At 65.1% G+C, this 22,112-nt stretch carries 22 protein-coding genes; 12 read left to right on the forward strand and 10 right to left on the reverse strand.

Translation table 11 applies throughout. The features are described from left to right. Nucleotides 1-2 precede the first annotated feature (2 nt). From BMY35_RS35200 to BMY35_RS35215, 4 genes are all read left to right on the forward strand, one after another. Nucleotides 3-224, forward strand: a complete 222-nt coding sequence (locus tag BMY35_RS35200) for a hypothetical protein (RefSeq protein WP_093209462.1) — start codon at nt 3-5, stop codon at nt 222-224. A 3-nt stretch (nt 225-227) separates the two neighbouring features. Next, nucleotides 228-1,307, forward strand: a complete 1,080-nt coding sequence (locus BMY35_RS35205; protein WP_093209464.1) for a hypothetical protein — start codon at nt 228-230, stop codon at nt 1,305-1,307. A 22-nt stretch (nt 1,308-1,329) separates the two neighbouring features. Continuing rightward, nucleotides 1,330-1,896: a hypothetical protein gene (locus tag BMY35_RS35210; protein WP_093209465.1), complete on the forward strand. Its 567-nt coding sequence runs from the start codon at nt 1,330-1,332 to the stop codon at nt 1,894-1,896. A gap of 175 nt (nt 1,897-2,071) precedes the next feature. After that, on the forward strand, nt 2,072-2,773 hold the full coding sequence (locus BMY35_RS35215; protein ID WP_218153041.1) for a methyltransferase family protein: 702 nt from the start codon (nt 2,072-2,074) through the stop codon (nt 2,771-2,773). Between the two features lie 327 nt (nt 2,774-3,100). Here the strand turns inward: BMY35_RS35215 and BMY35_RS35220 are convergent, their stop codons facing one another. Beyond that, the gene (locus BMY35_RS35220) at nt 3,101-3,652 is read right to left on the reverse strand and encodes a MarR family winged helix-turn-helix transcriptional regulator (protein WP_093209467.1); all 552 of its coding nucleotides are present in this window, start codon (nt 3,650-3,652) and stop codon (nt 3,101-3,103) included. Nucleotides 3,653-3,897: 245 nt separating this feature from the next. Here BMY35_RS35220 and BMY35_RS38130 point away from each other — a divergent pair, with 245 nt between their 5' ends. Next, on the forward strand, nt 3,898-4,077 hold the full coding sequence (locus BMY35_RS38130) for an HU family DNA-binding protein (RefSeq protein WP_093429422.1): 180 nt from the start codon (nt 3,898-3,900) through the stop codon (nt 4,075-4,077). 101 nt (nt 4,078-4,178) lie between these two features. On the opposite strand, the gene BMY35_RS35225 is transcribed toward BMY35_RS38130, so the two are convergent. After that, nucleotides 4,179-4,970, reverse strand: coding sequence for a transporter substrate-binding domain-containing protein (locus tag BMY35_RS35225; protein ID WP_093209535.1), 792 nt, complete (start codon nt 4,968-4,970; stop codon nt 4,179-4,181). Nucleotides 4,971-5,666: 696 nt separating this feature from the next. Between BMY35_RS35225 and BMY35_RS35230 the strand changes: the two genes are divergently transcribed. Further along, nucleotides 5,667-5,885: a hypothetical protein gene (locus tag BMY35_RS35230; RefSeq protein WP_093209468.1), complete on the forward strand. Its 219-nt coding sequence runs from the start codon at nt 5,667-5,669 to the stop codon at nt 5,883-5,885. An 83-nt stretch (nt 5,886-5,968) separates the two neighbouring features. Continuing rightward, nucleotides 5,969-6,469 (forward strand): hypothetical protein, encoded by a 501-nt coding sequence (locus BMY35_RS35235; RefSeq protein ID WP_143043016.1) that lies wholly within the window; start codon nt 5,969-5,971, stop codon nt 6,467-6,469. 43 nt (nt 6,470-6,512) lie between these two features. Here the strand turns inward: BMY35_RS35235 and BMY35_RS35240 are convergent, their stop codons facing one another. The 7 genes from BMY35_RS35240 to BMY35_RS35270 form a co-directional block, all read right to left on the reverse strand. Continuing rightward, complete coding sequence (locus BMY35_RS35240; protein ID WP_093209471.1) at nt 6,513-7,127, reverse strand: hypothetical protein; 615 nt, start codon at nt 7,125-7,127, stop codon at nt 6,513-6,515. 131 nt (nt 7,128-7,258) lie between these two features. Further along, the gene (locus BMY35_RS35245) at nt 7,259-7,645 is read right to left on the reverse strand and encodes a chorismate mutase family protein (protein ID WP_256230502.1); all 387 of its coding nucleotides are present in this window, start codon (nt 7,643-7,645) and stop codon (nt 7,259-7,261) included. 11 nt (nt 7,646-7,656) lie between these two features. Then, complete coding sequence (locus BMY35_RS35250) at nt 7,657-8,706, reverse strand: Bug family tripartite tricarboxylate transporter substrate binding protein (protein ID WP_256230504.1); 1,050 nt, start codon at nt 8,704-8,706, stop codon at nt 7,657-7,659. Between the two features lie 270 nt (nt 8,707-8,976). After that, nucleotides 8,977-10,851, reverse strand: a complete 1,875-nt coding sequence (locus tag BMY35_RS35255; protein ID WP_093209473.1) for a site-specific integrase — start codon at nt 10,849-10,851, stop codon at nt 8,977-8,979. Then, on the reverse strand, nt 10,848-11,057 hold the full coding sequence (locus tag BMY35_RS35260; RefSeq protein ID WP_240652217.1) for a hypothetical protein: 210 nt from the start codon (nt 11,055-11,057) through the stop codon (nt 10,848-10,850). Before BMY35_RS35260 ends, BMY35_RS35255 begins: the two co-directional genes overlap by 4 nt. Before the next feature lie 1,069 nt (nt 11,058-12,126). Beyond that, nucleotides 12,127-13,215 (reverse strand): ParB/RepB/Spo0J family partition protein, encoded by a 1,089-nt coding sequence (locus BMY35_RS35265; RefSeq protein ID WP_093209476.1) that lies wholly within the window; start codon nt 13,213-13,215, stop codon nt 12,127-12,129. A 768-nt stretch (nt 13,216-13,983) separates the two neighbouring features. Further along, on the reverse strand, nt 13,984-15,234 hold the full coding sequence (locus BMY35_RS35270; protein WP_093209477.1) for an AAA family ATPase: 1,251 nt from the start codon (nt 15,232-15,234) through the stop codon (nt 13,984-13,986). A 548-nt stretch (nt 15,235-15,782) separates the two neighbouring features. On the opposite strand from BMY35_RS35270, the gene BMY35_RS35275 reads away from it, so the two are divergent. After that, on the forward strand, nt 15,783-17,150 hold the full coding sequence (locus BMY35_RS35275) for a replication initiation protein (protein WP_093209478.1): 1,368 nt from the start codon (nt 15,783-15,785) through the stop codon (nt 17,148-17,150). Between the two features lie 78 nt (nt 17,151-17,228). Here BMY35_RS35275 and BMY35_RS35280 read toward each other — a convergent pair whose 3' ends face one another. Beyond that, on the reverse strand, nt 17,229-17,468 hold the full coding sequence (locus BMY35_RS35280) for a hypothetical protein (RefSeq protein ID WP_093209480.1): 240 nt from the start codon (nt 17,466-17,468) through the stop codon (nt 17,229-17,231). A gap of 368 nt (nt 17,469-17,836) precedes the next feature. Between BMY35_RS35280 and BMY35_RS35285 the strand changes: the two genes are divergently transcribed. From BMY35_RS35285 to BMY35_RS35300, 4 genes are read left to right on the forward strand one after another with little or no spacing between them, the layout of a single operon-like run. Continuing rightward, a complete protein-coding gene (locus tag BMY35_RS35285; protein WP_093209482.1) occupies nt 17,837-18,610 on the forward strand; it encodes a GntR family transcriptional regulator in 774 nt (257 codons plus the stop codon). Further along, a complete protein-coding gene (locus BMY35_RS35290) occupies nt 18,607-20,364 on the forward strand; it encodes a fumarate reductase/succinate dehydrogenase flavoprotein subunit (protein ID WP_093209484.1) in 1,758 nt (585 codons plus the stop codon). The genes BMY35_RS35285 and BMY35_RS35290 overlap by 4 nt, the downstream gene beginning before the upstream one ends. Before the next feature lie 38 nt (nt 20,365-20,402). After that, the gene (locus tag BMY35_RS35295) at nt 20,403-20,636 is read left to right on the forward strand and encodes a 4Fe-4S dicluster domain-containing protein (protein ID WP_018904228.1); all 234 of its coding nucleotides are present in this window, start codon (nt 20,403-20,405) and stop codon (nt 20,634-20,636) included. Between the two features lie 48 nt (nt 20,637-20,684). Continuing rightward, complete coding sequence (locus BMY35_RS35300) at nt 20,685-22,097, forward strand: ABC transporter substrate-binding protein (protein WP_177213787.1); 1,413 nt, start codon at nt 20,685-20,687, stop codon at nt 22,095-22,097. Nucleotides 22,098-22,112: the final 15 nt, after the last annotated feature.

The following is a 22,112-nucleotide window of genomic DNA, read 5'->3' on the forward strand; positions in this document are numbered from 1 at the left end:
TGTTGAAGGTCGAGTTCGGAATTGGTGTTGCCGGGGTTCTCATCGGATTGGTCCTGATGGGAACTGGGCAGCGCATGTGCCGCACGACCTGCTGGATCGACAACGTGTTCAAGATGCTCCTGCCCGCCGCGTATGAATCATGGGCAGGCGGCTTGCCGATACTTTTGATCGGGATGGGCATCATCGGACACGCGCTCTACAAGCACTCCAGGAAATCCAGATAGGGCATGCTGCATTTCCTGCGCACCCTGTTCGGGGGAAAGTCAGGTCGGCCGATTTCCGGCGACGTTGAGCCAACCGCCCAGCAGGGTCTGTTACCTCCCGCCGTCATCTCCGCCGACGGACTGCCCGATCTCCATCTTTCCCAACACCTGAGTCTTCACGAAGGCTTTCCGGCGATGAAGTGGGCGGAGGTCGAGTCATGGCTCTCGGACACCGAATCACCGGCAGCCCAGGCGCATGCATGGGAGGCCGCGGAAAAAGCCTGGCTGCTTCATTTCCGGCAGGCACTTGGTCCCGCGTTCCAGCTTCGCGAAGCCGAGAGTGCGATGCTTCTGTCATCGCTGGACGACGGCGTTGCAAGGGCGACCCTCAACTACATGGTGCGCACGCTCGCACGTGTTGCAGCGACGCTCGATGGTCTCGCGCAGATCCCGTCATGGGGAAAGGACATCCTGATCGTCTTCGACGATGCGGAAAGCTACTACAGGTACGTCTCGCACTACTACCCGGACCAGGGTGAGTTCGCATTCAGCAGCGGGATGTACATCAACGATGGGTGTGCCCATTTCGTGACGGTCAAGGCAGACCTCAGCGCGATCGAGCCGGTGATCGCGCATGAAATGACGCACAGCTGCCTGGCGCACCTGCCGCTTCCGCTATGGTTGAACGAGGGACTGGCAGTGAATACCGAGCTTCGTATTACAGGCGGCTCCGGGAGCTACCCGGGCGCGCACGAACTGCGCAGGAAGCACCTGGGCTTCTGGGGACCACAGGAGATCCAGGAGTTCTGGTCGGGTGAGTCGTTCAAGCGCACCGACGATGGAAACATGCTGTCCTACGATCTCGCCCGGCTGATCGTGAGCCATTTCGCAAGCGACTGGGAGGCCTTCAAGAGATTCGTGCTCGATGCAGACGCTTCGGATGCGGGAGCGGCATCCGCCCGTGAGAATCTCCACATCGATCTGGGTGCGCTGGCTTGCGCGCTGCTCGAGAAAGAACCTTCACCGCCATGGGGGCCACAGCCGCAGAATTGGGAGCAGCCCAGCGTACCGCCCACGCAGCGCGACACGGTGAGGACTGGATGAGCAGGCGACGGAGTGCGCACAAATGTGCTGGCAGGCCAAATGTTCGCTCATCGGCGCAGCAATGCCGGGCGTTGGCGGCTTCGCAGTTGCCTGGTATTCAGCAGCGACATCGCGCGAAGCCGAGTTGGCGCGCGAATACCTGATGACCGCACCTTCCTTAGATGCCAAGTACAAGTCGATCGATGGATTGATGCTCACCGGTTTCCGGATGGCGAGGCCCCGGTCGCACTTCACCTACTGGGCCAGCACGGGCGACGGACACAAGCTCATCCAGGTGATCATCGACAAGATCGCGGAGCCATGGTCGGTAGCCGTACCCTCTGACGCGCACGCGCCGTTACTCGACAGGAAACAGAATGCGTACAAGAGGATCGGACCGTTGTGCAACAGCGCAGGGCGACCGATGATGTTCGAAGCGCTTGCCTCACCGCTCGCGTTTGTCGGGGCAGTTGCAGGGCTCCTGTTGGCCTTGCTTCTTCACTGGATCGCCCCGGGCGTCGATTCCACTCAGTCCACCGCTTGGCTGGTCGGAATCGGATGGGCGGCAGGACTTGGCTGGGATCTCCTGCCTGGAGATCGAGAGAAATGAGCCGTCCGCATGAACACCCCTGCCCATGCGAGCGCTTGACCAAGCGAAGGTCCAAGCTCGGCCGGTACCGCGCTCGACGGCGCCTTCATGAAGCTCGTGAGCTGGCGCGACAACGGGTGGGTTTACTCGAGCAAGGGCCTCGAGATGGCGAAAATCGTGTCAAAGTAGGCACGCCATGGAAGCCCCCAAAGAGCCACCTTCGATCTCGCCTCGCGCGGCGATCGCCTATGCGATCGGGTTGCCACTTGCATTGCTTGCGCTCGTCTTCCTGCCTGCGGGCTCGCTCAGCTGGGCTCCGGGATGGGTATTCCTTGCGGTGCTGGTGCTTGGTTTCGGGATCTCGGCGCTGGTGCTCGCACGGGTCAATCCGATGATCTACCGCGCGCGCAGTCGCATCCAGCCGGGAACCAAAGGCTGGGACAAGGCACTGCTGGCGGTCATCCTGCCCATGATGGTGGCCATCCTGCCCGTGGCGGCGTTGGATGCCGGGCGCTATCGCTGGTCGGAAGTGCCAGGCTGGCTCGTGGTGCTGGGCTATGTCGCGGTTCTTGCAGGGATTGCTGTGACTGCGTGGGCACAGGCTGTGAATCCGTTCTTCGAACCCGGCGTGCGCATCCAGTCCGAGCGCCGCCAACTCGTGATCGATACAGGTCCCTATCGATTCGTCCGCCATCCGGGCTATTCGGCGGCACTTGCGTTGTTCCTCGGTATGGCCCTCGCGCTGACTTCTTTCTGGGCACTCGCCCCCGCCACACTCGCCTCGGCCTTCCTGGTCTTACGGACCTCTTGGGAAGATCGCCTGTTGCAGGCTGAACTTTCTGGATATGCGGACTACGCCCGCCGCATTCGCTGGAGATTGTTTCCAGGCCTCTGGTGAAGGGCGAGTTCCGCGACACCGTTCGTCGCAACGCGATCGTGGGGCCGCCGACGGCGGCCGGCTCGTTCGTGCGACAGGCCGATTCATATGGACCGAGCCCCCGGCCCCTGGTGGCATCGCGCCGGGAATTGGCAGGTGCCTCAAGGCAGGCTTTCGCCCCTGCGCACGCGACAACGAAAGGCATCAGTGCTGATGCTGGCCGACCGCCTCTCATCCCCTGCGAAGCCAAGGGTACGTCTTCAAGAATGACCCGGGAGAGCCGGGTCCGGATGACAGGCCATGCCCCGGATCCGCGGATCAGGCTCGGCCTCTTCGAGCGGGCCCCAATCAGGCGATATGGATCGACCTCGGCCAGTGGTGACGGGTACCACCCGAGCGACGGTCGGCCTTCTCCGGAATGGCGCACCGTGCATTCAATGCGTCGCTGCGCAACTCGAGCTGGCGGAGGCACTCAAGAAAGACGTCATGGTGCTGAGGATCAATGCCCTCGAGAAGATCGATGTTGAGCTCAGCGATGCGCGGGAGCAATTCATCGAAGAGCCGCCGGCCAGCGGCGCTCAGTTGCACATGGACTTCGCGCCCATCGTCGGCATCCCGGCGTCTTTCGATCAGTTGCTTCTCTGCGAGGCCTCGCAGGCCCCGCGAGGTGCTCACCCGATCCAGTTGCAAGCGCTCTGCGAGCGCGGAGGGCTGAATTTCGCCGACCTGCGCGAGCATGCCGATCATTCCCCACTCGCGATGGGTAATACCGAAGCCGCCTTCGACGATGCGCGTTGCCACCCCTCTGCTCGTCCGGGTGGCACGCCACAGCCGGTACAACAGGAGATCGCTCAGGGCACGTGGCGCGCGCAGCGCTGCGGTATCAGGAAAGGCTTGCATAGGAATCGATTGCGTGTGGCCCGACCGTCGGGCAGTTGACTTGGTCAGTAGCTAGCGTTGTTTCAGTACCAGGCTGCAGCTTGAAATGTGCGGCAACTTCTGCCGGGCGGCGAGCTCTTTCTCTCAAAGTACACGGCCCCATCGGGTATGTCAGGTACTGCTCAGCGTGATGCGCAACGGTTGGACAGTCATCTGCCACAACGCGGGCCGGCGCATTCGCACGGCGCCATGCTTGCAACCGACCGATGCAGAACACCGAAGGTGCGATAGAGAACAGCAGTTGCTGCTTCAAGAAAATCTTGGGTGGACTGCGCCAACAGTTGATCGCACGGGTCGGCGTGAACCCGCGGCCGTCGCGCGCCATGCTGATCGCCGCGGCCAAGATCTCCGTCCGGTTCATTCGCGCTTCCAAGGAACTCGCGTGAAAGCAGCCGCTCCTGTCGGCTCGACGCGAGAATCGGGCTCCTCCTGGCACACACGACGCGAGTGATGCTTCAACGACATTCGCGTGCCATCGCTTTCAGACCTACTGCGGCAGCTCGCCGGCCGGGCGCTCCAGCCATTTCATCGACAACCTGTCCAGTTCGCCGCTTCTCTTCGCCTCTTCGATGATGCCGTTCACCCTCAAGCGCAGCGAATCCTCGCCCTTGGGCACTCCGATGTAGTTCGGACTTTCCTTCAACAGCAGCTTGTAGGTGGTTCCCAGCGACGGGTTGCTGGTCATGACGGTGTTCGCGACCGACGCACCCGTGGCGATCAATTGCGCCTGTCCGGACACGAAGGCCGCGACGGTCCTGGTGTTGTCTTCGAAACGCCTGATGTCGGTACCCGCCGGAGCCACCTTGTTGAGTTCCTGGTCCTCGACCGAGCCGCGTGTGACAGCGATCGATTTGCCCGACAGATCGGCAAAGCTCTTGATGCTCAGCGTTTTCGCACCAAAGATGGCTTGATAGAAGGGCGAGTACGCAGCGGTGAAGTCGATCTGCTTCTCGCGGTCGGGGTTCTTGCCCAAGGTAGAGATGACCAGCGCAGCCTTTCTCTTCTGCAGGTACGCAATGCGATTCGCACTGGTCACGGGGATCAGATCGACCTCTACGCCGAGCTTGGCCCCGACATAGTTGGCCATGTCGATGTCCAGGCCGTGCATCTTGAAGTCCCGGTCCATGGATCCATAGGGTGGGAAATCAGGTGGAACCGCGATCGCGATCTTCTTGTTCTTCAGGATCGTGTCCAACGCGCTTTGGGCATGCACTGCGCCGGCTGCCATGAAGCCGCTGAGCGCCAGGCCCAGGACGATTTGCAATCTGCTAATTCCCATGATGCCCAAACGATGAGGAGCGGTTGTAGGTTTGATCTCGAGCGCACGACCGGTCGCTGAAGGCCACGCAGGCCTCTTGCCGCACGAATCGTGCCATTGGTATACAAGACTCATACACCTTCAATCGAAACATCCGTGGTGCGCAAGGTGCCAGCCGGCCCCGAATCGGGGATCCATGCCCCACATTGGGGAATCACCAGACCGGCTGTCGTACGAAGCCGAATGGGTGGTTGAGCGCTATCGGGTTGGCGCCGTGAAGCGGGCGAGTTCGCCTCCTTTGCTATCGAACGCTCGGGACCGATCCGCAGCATTCGCAGCGCCCGGAACTGACACGTCTCACCACATCGCCTCCAGCGCAGCTTGGGCAGGCGCTCTGCGCCACGGTCGTTGGCTTGTCCGCGGAGCTCCCACGCTCGCGCCTGCTTCTCGACGCTTGCATCGCGGCGGAGGTTTCTCGTCTGGCTTGTGCGAGAAACCTCCGGTGCAGCCGGCATTGCGAGGATGGAGGGTGTCTGGGCAGGAGCACCGCCAGCCGGGGCGACCTGCGCGCTGTACCGGGAGTGACTCAAAGACTGCAGCGCCTACAGGACTGCGCCTGTGCATCACCTCGGGCCAGACCTCCTATGAACGCGGGATGCCGATCACGGCCCTCTTCGATTCCACTCGGGGTCGACAGAAAGCATGGGAACCAGTGCAATGCCGAAGCGGACCATCCACAACGCGACCGTGACCTTGAAACTGCCGTCCGACATCGGCGCCAGTGCAGAACTCACCGCCCTGCGGGCAGCCGGCATCCCAGTGGACTCGCTGGGCAACGCGGAGCGCGGCTTTCTGTTCGTGCGGTTGAGCAACGGAAGGAGCCAGACGAACATCTTCCGATGGTTCGCCGGCAATGTTGGGCAGGCACCCGGCTAGCTGATCGGGAAGGGCCTTGATGGCATGCAGACGATGTGATGCGACGCATACACTCAACCCACACCCGGTCACGCGGACCATCCATGCAGCCCAATCCCTACAGTCCTCCTGAAAGCGTCGTCCTTGCAACACCTGCCCGGCGCAGTCCGCGGCCCATCTCGGCGTGGCTCTTGCTGACCCTCTTGGCACTGATGGGGATCGCGCTTGCAGTCGGGATCGCACAGGAAATCTTCCTGCTCGCACCTTATGTCAGGCAAATCCCTGGTCAATGGAGCATCCTGCTGGGTTTGGGCTTTCGCCTCGCCATCCTAGGAGTGATCTTGATCGTCTCGGCAGGTATCTTCAAGGCAAGGCGATGGGGACGCTGGCTGGGGCTGCTGGTGTTGGCGCTTCTTGCCGTCACGAGCCTCTTCGGGCATGACACAACCACCTATGACAGCGAGGCAGAGCGAGCAGGGGGCCTGCTTGCGCAGTTCGTCCTCATGCCGTCGCTGATTGCATGGTGGGCCTATGCCTTCGGATTCTCGGCCAAGGCCAGGCGATATTTCGGACAACAAGGCGACCTGGCCGTGATGGGCGCCTGAGACCCGCATCAAGCGGTTCGGCGACCCGATGTTCGGGCAGGCCTCATCCGCGTTCAGGCAGTCCTCCGACCCTCTGCCGGAACTGCCGTGCCACCGGGCTGTCCTTCCGGACCACCGCCCTGCCCTCGTCGATCGCTGCACGCCCGTAGACGATCCAGGCGTCGCACACGGTGCCGATGGGCTCGATCACCTCGAAGCGCTCGGCGCGCGATGCCGCGAACGACGCGAAGACGATGCCGGCACCGTAGCGGCCTTCTTCCAGGCCCGACTGGACCGCGAGCACCGTGGGTTCGTGGACCACATCCGGCCAGGCGCTCAGGTCCGCATAGCTTTGCGTGGCAGGCTGCACGCCCACCTTGCCCGCGCCTTCCCTGCCGTCCCTGGCTTGCACGAGCGCCATCGGCTGGCTGGGAGAGATGAATGCATCGACCACCGCCATCTCCCTGCGGTAGGTGCCCGTGATCTCCGCCGCCGCGGGATGCACGGCACATTGCAGCAGGTAGTCGGCCTCACCGGCGATCAATGCGCGCGCGCCGCTGTGGAAGTCGTCGAACAGCGTGATGCGCGCGGCATGGGCGAGGCCGTGCGCGGCAAGGTACTGCCCGAGGACGAAGTGATGGTTGCTGCCCCGCGGGCCCAGTGTCGAAAAGATGATCATGTGCTTCAGCGGCAAGGCAAGATGGCCAGGGGATGGTCGCTCACGGCGATGCGCCTTGCCAGGCCTGCGGCATCGGGAAGGACCCAGGCACTGTCTCGGCCGGCTGGTGACCCAGTGAAGGATGCGCGCGCTCATTCAGAGGTCGCGGGTGCGCCGATGATCTCGTCCTCCAGCCTGCAGGTCTCCGCGATGATGAGTTCATAGAGGGCATGCAGGAACGCCGGGCTCATGCCGTGCTCGGCGGCGAAGGCGGCCGCGCGCGCCTGGACCACGCCGATGCGCTGGGGCTGCATCATCGGGATCGCGTGATCGCGCTTGTGCAGCCCGATGCGGCAGCAGCAGTTCAGCCGTTGCCTCAGGGTCTCGAGCAGGGTCCTGTCCAGGCTGTCGAGTTCGTCGCGCAGCGACTGCAGGATGCGCTCGGCGGCATCGTGGCTGCCCACAGGAAGCGGGATGGCGTCGTGGACCGTGGTCATGCGGTCGTCTTGCCCATGCGGGCGCCGTTGTTCCGAGTTCATGAAAGCGCTCCTCATTCCAGCTTGATGCCCTGGCTGGCGATGATCTGGGCAAGCGCCGCCGTATCGGCTTTCACCCGGTGGACCAGCGCCTCGCCCGATATCCCCACGGCCTCGTAGCCGTGCTGGAAGAGCTTCTGCTGCACCTGCGGCGAGCGGATGATTTCCGCGAGGACCTCGTTCAGGCGCCGCGCGATGGGAGGCGGCAGGCTGGCAGGCGCTGCGGCTGCGGTCCAGATCTCGAGCTCGAAGCCCTTCAGCCCCGCTTCCTGCAGGCTCGGGTAGTCCGGCACGAGCGCCGATCGGCGCGCCGAGGTCACGCCGATCGCACGCAGCTTGCCGGCCTTGACCTGGGGTTCGGCAAGGCCCGGCGGCAGCAGTGCGAGCTGCAGCTGCCCGCTGGCCAGACCGGTGATGACCTGTGGGTTGCCCTGGTAGGGCACATGCACGGCGCCGATGCCGGTGCGGGCCTTCAGGAGTTCCATGCCGAGGTGGCCGATCGTGCCGATGCCGGGCGTCCCGTAGCTCCACTGGCTGCCGGCCGCACGCGCTGCGTCGAGGAAGCCCCGTGCATCGGTCCTCACGACCTCCGGCGCCGCGGCGAGCACCAGGGGCGCCGTGCAGATGATGCTCAGGGGCATCAGGTCCTTCTGCGGGTCATAGGAGATCGACGGATTCAGCACCTTGGCAATGGTCATGTTGCCGTTGATGAGAATGCCGACCGTGTGCCTGTCGGTGGACTTCGCGACGACGTCCGCCGCGATGTTGCCGCTGGCACCGGGTCGGTTCTCGACGATCACGGGCTGGCCCAGCGCCTTCGCCAACGGTTCGGCAAGCACACGCGCCACGAAGTCGGGCGAGGAGCCGCCGCCAAAGCCCACGACCAGGCGCAGCGGCCGCGTCGGCCAGTTCAGCGCCTCGCCGGGAGGACCCGAGGCGCCCGAGGATCGGGCATCGGCGCGCGCCGCGCTGGAGGCCTGCGCGCAGGCCGTGCCGGCGCACACGAGTGCGCCGACCAGACACAGCAGGCGAGTGAAAGGCGATCGAGTCAGGAGGAAAGACATGGTGATGGAAGTTGGGAACGGGGGCGCCAGTCTTTCCTCGACCGCCCCCCCGATCAACTCCTGCCTGGTGCGCAAGAAGCTGCGCATCAGCGCCGCGCTGCGCAGGCCCTGTCTGCCGGCGGACAGCGCACGATCCTGGCCACGGTGCGCTTGCCTGTGGTGCAAGTTCGCTGCCAAACGCAAATGCGTGGCCGATGCATGCAGACATGCCGGAGCGCGCTCGCGTGGCCACCGAACGCCACGCGTGCTCCCGCGCGAGCGTTTGCCCGATCAGGGTTTCGACAGGTACATCGACGTGGTGGTGGACGACGCGTGGCCCAGGTTGTTCTGCACCACCGCCAAGGACACCGGCGCACGCCCTTCCCTTCCGCGCAGGGCATGGGCCCCATGGGAATGCCGCAGCCAGTGCGTGCTGGCCTTTCTCAATTGCGCGGCATCGGCCGCGCCCAGACCCTGCGCGGCGCGCGCGAGGAATGCCTTGATGGCCTGGTACAGCCCCGAGGACGACCAGCCGGCGGGATGCTCGGCGCCCCCACCGAAGCGCGCGAGCAGCGGAACGCCGTGGTTGCCGGGTGCATTCACCTGCCGGTCGAAGCCGTGGCGCGCCAGCTCCTGGCCGAACTCGTCGACCAGCTCGACGGGCACCGCGACCTCGCGGCGCCCGCCACGCTTGCCGGTCACCGACAGCAGCCAGTCGCTGCAACCGAGCCCGTCGGCGGTCGACGGCATTCCCGGTCGCAGGTCTTCGCAGCACACGCCGGTGATCTCGGCCAGGCGCAGGCCCGTCGCATACAACCAGCGCATGCCCCGGCGCAGACGCCGGCCGGCCTCGGTGTCCACGTGGACCTGCAGCAGCGCATCGATGTGATCCCACTGCGCAAAGCTCAGCGTGCGATTCGCCCCGAGCCGGCCCTGCGCATCCGCCGGCAAGGCGGATTGCGCAAAGGGGTTGCCCACCACGTAGCCCTGCACCACCAGGAAGGCGAACAGGCTTCGAAGAATGATCAGCGTCTGGCGCAGCGCCACCGGCGTCAGCGCACCTTCGAGCGGCCTCCACATCGGTGACCAGCGCTGGTGGTGGCGCGCGCCGCACCACTCGGCGGGAGGCTCCTCGAGAAAGGCCTGGTAGGCCTGCGCATCCTCGCTGGTGAGGGAGGACAAGGCCTTGCCGCGCTCGAGCACCGCCCAGAGCAGCAGCCGCTCCGCCTCCTTGCGGTACGAGCGTTGCGTGGACGTCAGCGGCGCCTGCGCGGGCCCGGCGCGCCCCTTCGAGGCGAGCCACGCGCCCACGGCCTCATGGTCGTCGGTCGCCGCAAGCCGACAGACCTCCCGCGGGGCACGGCAGGTACCCGCGCGACCATCCAGGTTCGCGGGCAGCACGAATTTCTCGTAGGGCACCAATGCGGTGGCTGCCGGAACCACCGATGCCAGGGCGGATGGATTCAGCTGCGCACGCGGCGCGGCGGCGTGCGCGCCCACCCGCAGGCCCAGCACCTGCTCGTGGGCATGCAGCCAGTCCATGATCCGCGTGGCCTTGCGCTGTCCGACGCCCGGCACCTGGACCCACCAGCGCGCCCCGGCACCGTTGATGCGCGCCACCAGCGCGGCCAGCGTCAAAAGCCCTGCACGCTCCAGCCGCGCGGCCAGCACGGGATTCAGCCAGGCGGACACGCCGTCGGCCGGGCGCGGATCCTGGGCGACCAGGCGCTCCAGCCAGTGCAGCGCCTCGAGCTGGCGCTCGATGACGCGCGCGCGCCGGGAGGGCTGGCCGCGGCCCCGGCCCGACGCCCCGCCGCCTTGCGGGAAGGCCGCTTCGTAGGCCTCGACCTGCTCCGCCTCCGAGAAATCCTCCAGGCCCTGGGCTTGCGCGAACTCGGCCAGGCTCGGCAGCGCCGGGGGGGCCGTGAAGCGCTCGGGATCGAGCAGGATCAGACGCGCCGTGCCGGGTCTGCGTTCGCGACGCGCGGCCGCGGCGAAGGCATCCCGGATCCAGGCGATCGTGCGACGCACGGTGCGCAGATCGACATGCTCGCCCTCCAGCCGCAGGTAGCGCTCCCAGCTGGCGCGTTCGTCGACGCCCTGCGCAAGCGCACGCATGAAGGCGAAGTGGCCGCGATGAAGCTTGCGCGGGGACGTTTTCTTCACGGTGAAGGGGGCGACCCGGGCCCCGGCGAGGACTGCCAGAACTTCCACCAGCGGCGCGGCGCGACCACAGGCTGCGGCAGTTGCTGGGCGCGGCTGACACGCGCGCGCTGGCGCCATTCGACTTCCAGCGCATGGGCCACGCCGTAGGCCTGCTTCGTGCCGCGCGAGGCGCGGGCCCGCCACTCGATGGCCAGGCGCTCAAGCACTTCGTCATCCAGTCCGGCCAGTTCCTCCGGACTCGGAACGGGGTGGCGGCTCATCGGCTCATGTCCCCTGCCCGGCGCCGGGCAGCGGCTCGGCCCCCGCCGATCGGACCTGGATGCGGACCTCCGAAATCGCCCGCGCGACCGCGGCTGCCTGGCCGCTCAACTGCGGTCATCCCCCTGCAAATCATCGTGCTCACTGAGACCCTCATTGTGTTGTTTGCCTTCAATGCTACCGGTGCGCCAGGCGCGAACACGGGGAAGGCCAGCATGCTGGCCTTCCCAATTTCCACTCCCTGTCTGGATCCGTCTCATCCGAAGAGAGATCCAGACTCACATAATCATCAATGATAATTTGCGATGTCGATGAGCGCAAATCCGAGAAGGCAGGCTCAGGATCGCGCGCAAGTGATTGATTCAGAATGACTTTTCCCAGGCCGCCATGCGCCGGGCCAGTACCGTGGAATGCGCTTGCGCCGTCGTGTTGAGCATTTGGCTTCGGTCTTCGCCGTAAGTGGCCGCTCGCATTGAATATTCCTGGGCGTCTCTTCATCGAACCGCCGGGCTTGGGCCGCGACGCTATCGCCCCGGCACCCGGGCTTGCCTATCGCGACGCGGGACCCGCCTCCCAACCCAGGGCTATCAGCCTGATGCTTCTGTCGACAAAACGAAGGCCCGTCCTCGGCATCCACCGTCCGCATGGGCCCCTTGAATGGGGTCGACAACCTGGATCACGCCCCTTGCTGTCCCGGCTTCCATCAGGGCACCCGCCCCGCCACTGTGCGACTGATTGGGAATTGGGATCCGGATGCTCCATGGAAGTGAGTACAAGCTTTCTAAAAGCAGTCTCTCAAGCACGCCCGGCTGAGCTGTGAATCGCATGAGGCACTGGACTCGATCTTCCCAGGGCAGAGGCTGTGCCGAGGGAAGCGACTCGGGCCGATTCAACGTCGGCATTCAGACGTAAGGAGGAAGACGACATTGGGGCCAGAGAATCCTCCCGCCTCCCCTCCCCTTGCCGCTGTGAGCACCATTTCCCAATGGTGCTCACATGACCGGCCGCGCGCTTGCGCTAGCCGAGCAGCCGGACCTTCTGCAGCGTCTCGGCCATGGACTTCAGCAAAGCGTCCGACGCAAGTTCGGACACGGCACCCGGCAGCAGGGTCAGCGTGACAGTCCCGTCGGCTGCCCGCACGCAGGCGCCAACCGTCTTGCCGTCGCTCTGGATGGCGAGCTTTTCCGGCTTCGCCGTCACGTCCAGCCCCAGCAGGCGCGCTACAACCGCTGCCGGCGCAAGCTTCAGGCCACGGACCTTCTCCGCGCGCTTCAAGACGCTGCGGCGGTCCTTGTCGAGGGCCGCGTTGAGTTGCTCCGCATGCCGGTGCTGTATTTCCAGCGGACTGCGAAAGCACTCCACCACGGCCGAGGGGAGCTGCGCCACCATCAACGCCTTGCGCACCCAGGTGTGGCTCCTGCCGACTTTCTCGGCCAGTTGGCGCTGGGTCGGGAACAGTTGCTCGTCGAGCGCGCGCTGGTACATCACGCCCTGCTCATACGCAGAGAGATCCGAGCGCTCCCGGTTCTCGCGGTCCATGGCCGTGAACAGCTCGATGTCCCCGAGCTCGTCGAGCCAGATGGCCGCCAGCACCGGGATGCCCAAGTCCAAGCATGCACGGTGGCGCCGGTGTCCAAACACCAGTTCATACTGTCCGGGCTCGCCTGCCACGGGACGCACCAGGATCGGCTGCACGTTGCCGCCGGCCTGCTCGATGTCGGCTTTAAGCCCCGCGAATTCCGCTGTCTCGAACGATGCTGAATGGCGGTTGGCCCAGCGGGAAGCACGGATGATTGCAGGATCGAGCTTGCGTGTCGGCGTCGAGCCATCGTGCTGGCGCAGCCGATCGCGCAGGGCCGCCAGCTCGCCCTCCACCGCCTGCATCTGGCCCCGGAAGGCCAGCATCTGGCCTGGACCGGTGCGCGGAGCAAGCGAGCTGGTCTGCGCTGGTGGAAACCTGGTTTCCACCGCGTGCGCGGCAGCAACACCGGGAAGTGATGCCGGAGGCGCAATGATCGCGTGGGCAGTCGGTGCTGCGGCCGGCGTCGGCTCGGGAATCGACAATCCAGCGGTCAGGGCTTCGAGGCGCTTGCGGGTACTAGCCATTGGAACCTCCGAGGCGGTGGAAACCTGGTTTCCAGCCGAGCGCCATGCGCACATGGCGGGATGGGAGCGACGATATCGCGCGCAACGGGCCATGTGGAAACCTGGTTTCCACATGACGTACCAGGTCGGACGCGAGGAAGTGGAAACCTGGTTTCCACACAGCGAACGGACCGAGCATCCGGCCGGACCACGGCGAAGCTGCCCGCAACGGATCACGTGGAAACCAGGTTTCCAGGTGCCGTGACACATCAGACGCTGTTGCGTGGAAACCTGGTTTCCACGCAACGGACAGCACGCGCGCGCGACGCGACGGAAGCGACGACATCGCCTGCAACAGATCGTGTGGAAACCTGGTTTCCACATGAGGTACCGGGTCGGACGCGAGGAAGTGGAAACCGGGTTTCCACACCGCGAGCGGACCGTGCATCCGGCAGGGCCGCAGCGAAGCTGCCCGCAACGGATCACGTGGAAACCAGGTTTCCAGGTGCCGTGACACATCAGACGCTGTTGCGTGGAAACCTGGTTTCCACGCAACAGGCAGCACGCGCGCGCGGCGCGACGGAAGCGTCGATATCACGCGCAACAGATCGCGTGGAAACCTGGTTTCCACGTGAGGTACCGGGTCAGACGCGAGGAAGTGGAAACCTGGTTTCCACGCGTCAGCGCAGACCAGTGCGGCGTGGTGCTGTGCGCGACATGGCCACGAAACGGTGGAAACCTGGTTTCCACCCCGCCCCTGCACCCTCTTCAGCTGAAGCGCCAAGGCTCTCATTGGACCTGCGCCTTGTCTGCCCAACTGCTCACCACCGACTGCTCGACCAGATCAACGAACGCGTCGTAAGCGTCGGAAGCACGCTTGTAGGTCTTCGCAGCCCCCTCATATTTCTGCACGTCATAGACGGTGGCGAACTCGGCCGCCTTGTTGCTGGTCACGCTGGTCTTCGGGATCTCCACCGGCAGCGTGTACTCGCCATAGGTGGCCTGGATCCATTGCCGGACTGCAGGAGTGGCCGGGTCGCTCGGGTCGACCCGGCTGAGCAGCACATGCAGAAAGTCGAAGGCCTTGCCGGCCATGTCGCCACCCTGTGCATCGAGGTTGGCGCCCAGATCGGCCAGCAGCGACCAGAACTGCGCCGACGATGCGAAGTCCAGGCCGGACGGAGGCACCGGCACGACGATTCCGTTGGCGGCCCATAGCGCATTGATGGTCACGTAGGAAAGCGATGGAGGCGTGTCGATGATGATCACGTCATAGAGATCACGCACGCTCTCCAGCCCCGCGTTGAGCACATCCCAGAAGCGAGCGTTAGGCTCCTGCATCTGGCGCGCAGGCAGCGCGAACTCGGCCGAGAAAAGGAAGGGGGCCGCAGCCACCAGATCCAGCCCGTCCCAATAAGTCGACCGGATCGCGTAGCGGATATCGGACTGGCTGCCGTCACACAGCGGAGCGATGGTCATGTCCTCGCTGATCTCCGCTTCAGGCAGCAGGCCGTGCAAGGTGGTAAGCGAACCCTGCGGATCGGTGTCAATGGCCAGCACCCGGTGGCCACGCAAGCTCAGCCCCTGCGCCAGCACCATGGCCGTCGTGGTCTTGGCAACGCCACCCTTGAAATTCCCGACGGCAATGGTGAATGCCTTTTTCCCGTCGGGGCGCATCTTGTCGGCGCGGTAGGTGCGGGTCCAGGTGCGCAGTTCGCTGAGTTCGAAGTTGCGCTTGCCGCCCGCCGGCGTCAGCCGCCCGCTTGGCAGATCCTCCTTGGTGATGCGGTAGGCCACATGCGCCTTGTCGACACCGCACAGGGCCGCCAGCTGGGCGGTCGAGTAGATCGGCGCGACCTTGCGCGCTTCCGGCGCCAGCAGGCGACCGCGGATCTGCTCGACCATCGAGCCGGCACGCACGGCCAGCGCCGCGATGCGCGGCATGTCGATCCGCGCGCGTGCAGAAGAGGGGGAAGAAGAGAGCGGGAGGGGAGGCGTGGAAACCTGGTTTCCAGCGCCGCTGGGAGCGGGCAATGCCATGAAGAACAGCCTTATTCAACAGAATTTGGCCATTCTATGGGATTCCGTCGAATGAACAAGAACCGCCTAGAACCTCACTCTTGAACCCCTGTCAATTGTGAGAGGGTTTGGGGACCAAGGTGAGGTTCATTGGGATTCTCGTACGGATCAGACGCTCGGGATGCCCGAAATGGATGTCGAACGGACCTGTCGATGGCGTTCGGCGCCCCTGCGACACGCATTTCGGCACCTTGCACCGCCGCCGCACCCCCAGCCGCACGACGCATCCCCAGTCCACTCACCTCAAATCCCAACCACTCACACGTCCAACGCCTTCAAATCCCATTCGATCTCACACTCAATCCCAAACCTTCTCACATCAAATCCCAGAGGTCCTCACAGAATCTTCTGCAAGTCCTTGTCAGGCTTCGAAAAAGTGCTCCGTCAATTCTTCAATCTCTCCAAGTGTTTCCTTTCAAAGTCTCAAGGGATGCTTCGTGGATTTGTAAATTGACCATTTCACAAAACATCGGCATCATGTGAAACTACAGATCCCTGAAAGAGGCCACATGGAAGACGGCGAAGTTCCGCGACAGCCGCCCAAGCCATCCCCGGCCCCCGACGAGCAAAGCGTCGCGAAGGCCAACGAAGCCATCGCGATCCGTCCCAAGCGCGGTCGCCTAACGCTGCTGTCGCGCCGCATCTACAACGCGTTGCTCTACCACTCGCAGCGTCAGGGTGTGGACGAGCCCGTCTACAAGCTCGCCCTCAGCGAGCTCATCGGCGACGCCCGCTTCAATTCCAACAACACCGAACTGCTGAAGTCCCACCTGCGCGACATGCAGGCGACCACCATCGAATGGTCCACCAGCGGCGCAGGCCTCAAGCGCTGGGTCTCCTCCCAGCTGCTGGGCACCGTCACGCTCGAAGAGCAGGGCAGGGGCCGGCCCTGCACGATCACCTGGCGCTACCCGGAGGAAATCCGCGAGCGCCTGGTCAAGCCGCACCAGTACACCCGTGTGTTGCTGGAAATCAGCGGCCAGATGCGCAGTTACCCCGCTGCCGTCCTCTACGAGATAGGGGCTCGTTACCTCTCCTCGCCGAGCCGGCTGTCCATGCGCGAGGACGTGCTGTGGTGGGCCGCTGTACTGACCGGGCGAAGCGACATCACGGAAGTCGACTACCGCTTCCTCAAGCGCGACGTGATCAGCAAGGCGTTGGCCGAGATCGACGCCCTCTGCGAGGACTTCAGCCTCGAACTCATCGAGCACAAGCGAGGCCGGCGCATCGAGGAAATCCAGTTCCGTGTCCTTCCCAAGCTTCAGCAGCGCCTGGGCGCTGCCGATGACCCCAGCCGCAACGTCTTCGACCTCGAGCTCGTGGGCAAGCTGATCGCACTGGGCCTCAAACAGGACGAGGCGCAAGACCTGTATGCGACCACCGACGAAGGCCAGTTGCGCGGCACGCTCGAGCACGTCGAGCAGCGGCTTCGCAGCCAGTCCCTGCCGACGCTCAAGTCGCCGGCAGCCTATTTCAAGGATGCGCTGAAGAAGGGATACGCCGGCGTGAAGGGGACGATCGAAATCCCCGAGACAGCGCCCGCGCTGGGCCACGCCCGGCCCGTGACCGCATCCAGCGGCGCGGACCGCATGCATCGCATCCGGGAGCTCTGGGATAACGATCGCATGCAGAAGGCCAAGTTGCTCTACCAGGAGATGCCCGAAGCCATGCAGGCCGAGATGCGGTCGCGCTTCGAGGCAGATCGGCTCGGGCAGATCGCCGCGCCCATCGCCCGGGCCTGGCGCCGCGACGGGCCCGCCAGCCGCATCGCGGCGACCACCTTCCACCGCTGGCTGGCACAGGTCACGTGGCCCGAGGAGCCCTCGGATCGCGTGCTGCTCGACTTCGCGCTGGCCCAGGGCGTCGCGGGCATGTAGCCGCGGCGGTCGGGAAGGGCGCGTCCGACCCGATGCCTCGACACGGCTTCCGCACGACGAATCGAGCAGGCCGAGCCGTCAAAGGGCATCGGTGCGGGTGTCCGTGTGACCCTCGACCGGCAGGAAGAGCCGGTGCCTCAGGCTCCAGATGGTGGTCCCCAGGCGCAGGAGTCGCTCGACGTTGATGTCGTAGGAGCTGCCCCGCGGGTCCTCCCTGGCGATCAGCTCGGCGATGACATCGAGCGCGTCCACGGGCGTGAACCCCAGGCCCGCGCGCCCCATGTCGACGATGGTTGCCAAGATCTCTGTTCTGTTCATTGCAAGGGCAGGGCAGGGGGAAGGCCCTCGAAATCGCTGAAGTTCGAGGGCTGTCGACAGCGAACTCGCGATGCGCCACGCGAACCTGCCTCCGGTTGTTGCTGCCGCGATGCCTGCGACTGGGGCGCGAGGATGCGCCGGGAGGATGCAGGCGGCATGGGGATCGGGTGGAGATTCCGTGAAGGGCGCCGCAGCACCTGCTGCAGCAGCGAGCCGACCCGACGGCGCGTGGTTGTGATCGGTCCGCAGCCCATGCGGACGTGGCCCGAGCATTTCCCGCATATCGATGCACGATTTACTTATTTAGCGAAAGATGCATCGCTGCCTAGCATCCGGTCTCATTCAACCGGTCATAACAGGTCAGCCGCATGTCTCCCGCCAAGGCACTCGAACCCGTCGCCTTTTCTCCTGTGCCCCTCTACACCCAGGTGCGCGAAACGCTGCGCGAGCGCATCCTCGACGGCACCTACGCACCGCATGCGCAATTGCCTTCGGAAAGCGAGATGGTTTCGCTGTTCAAGGTCAGCCGCATCACGGTGCGCCAGGCGCTCAGCGACCTGCAGCGCGAAAACCTGATCTTCAAGATCCCGGGCAAGGGCACCTTCGTCGCCAAGCCCAAGGCCTTCCAGCATCTCGGACAGCTCGAGGGCTTTGCCGAGGCGATGGAGCGCATGGGCTACGAGATCCGCAACCAGGTCACCAGCCACAAGACCGTGCCCGCTTCGCCGCGCGTGGCGCAGCGCCTGGGCCTGGCCGAGGGAAACCCGGTCGCACAGATCAAGCGCGTGCGTCACCTCAATCGCGCTCCGGTGTCCTACGAGGTGACCTACCTCCCGCATGCGATCGGCGAGCGGCTGCGCCAGGCGGACCTGGCCGGGCGCGACATCTTCCTGATCCTGGAGAACGACTACGGCATCGCGCTCGGCCACGCCGACCTGCAGATCGACGCGATGCTGGCCGACGAGGTGCTCGCGCGGGCACTGGTCGTGGCCGAAGGCACGGCCGTGCTGCGCGTGGAACGCCTGACCTACACGGCCGACGGCGCGCCGCTGGATTTCGAGGACCTCTATTTCCGCGGCGACGCCTTCCAGCACCGGCTTCGCATCGCCCGCGCCATCCCGTCGACCAAGGTGAACCCATGAACATCATCACCCGCACCGTCGATGTGCTGGTCATCGGCGGCGGCACGGCCGGTCCGATGGCCGCCGTCAAGGCGAAGGAAGCCAACCCGGCGCTCGAAGTCCTGCTGCTGGAAAAAGCCAACGTCAAGCGCAGCGGCGCCATCTCGATGGGGATGGACGGCCTGAACAACGCGGTGGTGCCCGGCTTCGCCACCCCCGAGCAGTACGTCAAGGAGATCACGACTGCCAACGATGGCATCGTCAACCAGAAGACCGTGATGGCCTATGCGCGCAACAGCTATTCGATGATCGAGGAGCTCGACCGCTGGGGTGTGAAGTTCGAGAAGGACGAGACCGGCGACTACGCGATGCGCAAGGTCCACCACATGGGCACCTACGTGCTGCCGATGCCCGAGGGCCACAACATCAAGAATGTGCTGTACCGGCGCCTGAAGCGCACGCGCGTGGAGATGTCGCAGCGCCTGGTGGTCACGCGCCTGCTCACCGCGGCCGACGGCAGCATCGCGGGCGCCATGGCCTTTGATTGCCGCACGGCCGAATTCCACGTGATCCGCGCCAAGGCCGTGGTGCTGGCCACCGGTGCCGCCGGACGGCTGGGACTGCCGGCCTCGGGCTACCTCTTCGGTACCTACGAGAACCCGACCAACGCGGGCGACGGCTACAGCATGGCCTACCACGCGGGCGCCGAGCTGTCGGGCATCGAGTGCTTCCAGATCAACCCGCTGATCAAGGACTACAACGGCCCGGCCTGCGCCTATGTGACCGGCCCCTTCGGCGGTCACACCACCAACAACCGGGGCGAGCGCTTCATCGAGTGCGACTACTGGAGCGGCCAGATGATGATGGAGTTCTACAACGAGCTCCAAGGCGGCAACGGACCGGTCTTCCTCAAGCTGAACCACCTGGCCGAGGAAACCATCGCCACCATCGAGCAGATCCTGCACACCAACGAGCGTCCGAGCCGCGGGCGCTTCCACGCGGGGCGCGGCACCGACTACCGCGCGCAGATGGTGGAGATGCACATCTCGGAGATCGGTCTGTGCAGCGGCCATTCGGCCTCGGGTGTGTGGGTGGACGAGCACGCGCGCACCACGGTGGCTGGCCTTCATGCCGCGGGCGACCTGGCCTGCGTGCCGCACAACTACATGCTCGGTGCCTTCGTCTACGGGCGCCTCGCGGGAGAAAGCGCGGCGCGGTACTGCGCAGAAAACGAACTGCCTGTCCTCGACCCACAGCAGGTCGCACGCGAGCACGCACGCGTGAGCGCGCCACTTCTTCGCGGCAGCAATCCGTCCGGGGAAGGCCTGCCGCCTGCGCAGGTCGAATACAAGCTGCGTCGCATGGTCAACGACTACCTGCAGCCGCCCAAGGTGACGCGCAAGATGGAAATCGGCCTCTCGCGCTTCGAGCAGATCCACGAGGACCTGCAACGGCTGAGTGCTGCCGGCCCGCACGAACTGATGCGCGCGATGGAGGTGCATGCCATCCGCGACTGCGCCGAGATGGCCGCGCGCGCGTCGCTCTACCGCACCGAAAGCCGCTGGGGCCTCTATCACCGCCGCGTGGACTTCCCCGAGCGCAACGACCGCGAATGGTTCTGCCACACGCAGCTGCAGAAGCGAGGGGAGGCGATGGCGAGCTTCAAGCGGCCCGTCGACCCCTACATCGTGCCGCTCGATGCGCACGAGATGTCGGCCTACCAGCACCTGCGCGTGCCTGGCGCCACCCTCGCGCGCGAGCCTGTCGAGGCCTGAGGCCACCTTCCCCAAGAAAGAGAACAAGAGAGTCCCACATGCCCCTCGCCTTCAATCCCACCAGCGTGCCCGTGCGCGTGGACGAGGACAAGTGCATCGCCCACAAGGGCTGCACCGTCTGCGTGGATGTCTGCCCGCTCGATGTGCTCGCCATCGACCTCAGCAAGGGCAAGGCCTACATGAAGTTCGACGAATGCTGGTACTGCATGCCTTGCGAGAAGGACTGTCCCACCGGAGCGGTCACCGTCGACATCCCCTACCTGCTGCGCTGACCGCGCTGCGGTCGCCGCCTTTCAAGTGCATCAACCGGAGCTATCACGATGAAGACCACGAGAAGACTGGCCCTGTGGGGCGCGACCCTCGGCCTGCTGCTGGCGCTGCCGGCGGCACAGGCCGAGACCATCCGCATCGCCATCGGCACGCAGGACACCACCATCAACTGCGCCACCGGCGGCCTGCTGATCCGCGAGCTCAAGCTGCTCGAGAAGTACCTGCCGCGCACCGGCAAGTACAAGGATGCGCAGTACCAGATCGAGTGGAAGAACTTCACCTCCGGGGCACCGCTGACCAACGAGATGGTCGCGGGCAAGCTCGACCTCGGCTCGATGGCCGACTTCCCCGGCAGCTTCAACGGCGCGGCCTTCCAGAAAGCAGGGCGCAAGAGCATCTTCATCACCGTGTTGTCCGGCAGCACCACGGGCAGCGGCAACGGCATCGTCGTGCCGAAGGACTCGAAGGTGCAGTCGCTCGCCGAGCTCAAGGGCCGGACCATCTCCGTGCCGTTCGCGTCGACCTCGCACGGCATGCTGCTGCGCGCCGTCCAGGCCCAGGGCTGGGATCCGCTGAAGGACGTGAACATCACGACCCAGGCGCCCGAGGTGGCGGGCCCGGCACTGCAGGCCGGCAAGGTCGAGGCGCACGCGGACTTCGTGCCCTTTGCCGAACTCTTTCCGTACCGCGGCTTCGCGCGCAAGATCTACGACGGCTCGCAGGCGAATGCGCCCACCTTCCACGGCAGCCTGGTCGACGAGGACTATGCGAAGAAGTACCCCGAGGTGGTCGTCGCCTACCTGCGCGCGGCGCTCGAGGCCGACCGCCTCGTGGCGGCAGAGCCCGAGAAGTACAGCGAGCTCATCGCCAAGGTCACGGGCATCGAGGCCGAGGTCAACTACCTGTTCCACGGTCCGCTCGGCCTGCAGACGCGCGACCTGAGCTGGAAGCCCGAGTACCGCCAGGCGGTGAAGACTTCGCTCGACACGCTGCGCCTGCTCAAGCGCACCGACAACGACATCGATGCCAATGCCTTCGTGCAGGACGGCTACATCCGAGCCGCCTTCAAGGAGGCCGGTCTGGACTACGACAGGCAGTTGAAGAACTATGCCCGTGCACCGCTGGTCGCGAAGGACGCCGCGACGGGCAAGCCCATCGCCGATGTGGGCCGCGTGGCGCAGGTCTGGGTGGCCGGCGAGCCGCTGGTGCGGCACTACGCCTCGCCGGAGAACGCTTTCGGCGACCTGCAGAAACTGGAGAAGGCCGGCAAGAAGGCGCGTGTGGTCTATGCGCAGGACCGCAACAGCGGCAACAAGCTGCTGGCGGCTGACGCATGGTTCGTCCTCGGCGCCAAGGGTGAGGTCGATGCGTTCTTGCTCAAGGAACAGGCCGAAGGCTGGGCGGCGAAGCATGGCGGCAGGGTGGCCGACTTCGCTGGCGTACGCGCCGCGCTGGCCGGCTGAGCTCCCGCGGGCGGC

Source organism: Variovorax sp. YR750, from assembly GCF_900109805.1.
GTDB lineage: Bacteria > Pseudomonadota > Gammaproteobacteria > Burkholderiales > Burkholderiaceae_C > Variovorax > Variovorax gossypii.